We start from the raw sequence: 1,807 nt of genomic DNA, 5'->3' as shown, positions 1-1,807 counted from the left end.
GCTTAAAGGAATACCAGCAGGAAAATTCACAGGTTATAATGATTCAAAGATTATCGCTTCTAGAGGAGAAATTATTGGCGCACAGCAAGATGCTGAATTAGGCGTTTCTGTTCTTCTTTACGAAATGAACAGTAGCGGTGCTTTACCTGATAAAACCGCAGAAGAATTAGTAAAATCACCCGCTAATGCACTAGCAATGATGAGTACCATGGCAATGACGAGTGCTGGATACAATGCGAAAAAACCCAATCTAATCGGCAATGTCAATGCTTACGCAACTTATACTAATCTGATGAGAGAGAGAATCCTTTTTTGATGATTTCATCAGATAGAGCTATCGACGTTAATTATCAATATGAGAATTATAATGATTTAATTGATAAGGTCGTTAATATATTTGAGGGAATTTCCGGATTTGATAAAAATAAAATTAAAAAATCAGTAACTGATCTGGCCAAGGCAGCACTATCCCACGCAGAACTGAAAAATACTGATACTATACTACATTTACCCAGAGAGTCATTGATTTCAAAAGTAAAAATGACTTAAATTTTAATATTAATACCTCTAATATCAAATTAGCAAGAAAAAGTGCTGGAAACGGTAAAAATGCACCAGCTGATAAATATAAATCACGTGTACAATTGAATAACCTGGTTATGACTTTTCATACTCATATGTTGGATATATAAATGGCAAAAATGATCGTTGGTGAAACAAGAAACGACCTAAAATGCTGGTTATGTCTGGTAAAAAAACCAAATAAAGGAAATAAAGATGATTGTGCACCCTGTTTAGATAAATCATAATTATTCATCATTATGACTTAATAAGACAAAATATATTAATAATATTTATTATCAAAGAAATTGAATTATGTCAAAAAACAAAATGAAATCCTACATTTACTATTAAATAAAGCCTATAATAAAAATCTGAGGTTATTAATAATATTTAAAATCAAGATACTAGCCAGCAAGCAAAGTTAGTAACCAGTGGCGCTTTGAACTTGGGGGACAATATCGAAAAAGTATTAACGGAAGAATCCCTATTAAAAGATATGTATCGATATAATCATGTTAATCTTGTGACAAAATTACTTGACTACCCACAACATGTGGTAACTTGTTTATTAACCATAGCGAAAGACTATAGCGGTTGGGCGCCTGATAAACCTGATAATAAACGCAATGAAAAAATATTATGAATATATTTCTGCTCTAAAAGAAAAAACATCTTTGTCACTGATAAATACGCTAGCAGCAAAATCAATTACGAAGCTGATAATTATCAACAATTACTTGAAAAATAACTGATTTTTATTCATATACTTCTCAAAAAGAATATCAAGAAATTTATTCATTACTAAAAGAATTAATCAAAAAACTCTTTAGCTAAAGTTAATGAAGATAATACTATAATTTTATTTACACATACTATTTTAAGTTCAAAAAATATAGTTAAACTACAACTTTACTCCTCAAAAGTAACTTTTAGCTTCGATAAAGAAACAGAAAAAATAAACCTGATGAAGAATATAATTTTGAAATTGATTTATCAACATTAACACTTCACTTTATGGATTTTAACTTATCATCTGATGATATAAAAAAGTCTTATTCAAGTTAAATTTACGCTACTTTTTGATTTGTTAAAACAAAATAATACTAAAGTAGAAAATAATAACTATTTTCTGTGCTTTAATTAATATAGCTAAGCGACTTAATTTTGATGACATTATTTATATGAGCTATTCAATTTATTTTAGACGTAAAGTGATATTTACGATGGAAGAAGAAGGGTTGAG

3 protein-coding genes are annotated in these 1,807 nt (G+C 28.9%); all 3 read left to right on the top strand.

The window, feature by feature from the left end; translation table 11 throughout:
• Positions 1–316 (top strand): hypothetical protein (locus tag ARSQ2_RS11150; RefSeq protein ID WP_181995334.1); only part of this gene is annotated, 316 nt, incomplete at its 5' end.
• Positions 313–549: a hypothetical protein gene (locus ARSQ2_RS11145; protein ID WP_181995333.1), complete on the top strand. Its 237-nt coding sequence runs from the start codon at positions 313–315 to the stop codon at positions 547–549. The genes ARSQ2_RS11150 and ARSQ2_RS11145, both read left to right, overlap by 4 nt.
• A gap of 460 nt (positions 550–1,009) precedes the next feature.
• Positions 1,010–1,207: a hypothetical protein gene (locus ARSQ2_RS11140; RefSeq protein WP_181995332.1), complete on the top strand. Its 198-nt coding sequence runs from the start codon at positions 1,010–1,012 to the stop codon at positions 1,205–1,207.
• Positions 1,208–1,807: the final 600 nt, after the last annotated feature.

This window comes from Arsenophonus endosymbiont of Bemisia tabaci Q2 (genome assembly GCF_902713415.1).
Classification (GTDB): Bacteria; Pseudomonadota; Gammaproteobacteria; order Enterobacterales; family Enterobacteriaceae; genus Arsenophonus.
Note: the sequence above shows the minus strand (reverse complement) of the source record. Positions and strands in the feature narration are given on the sequence as shown.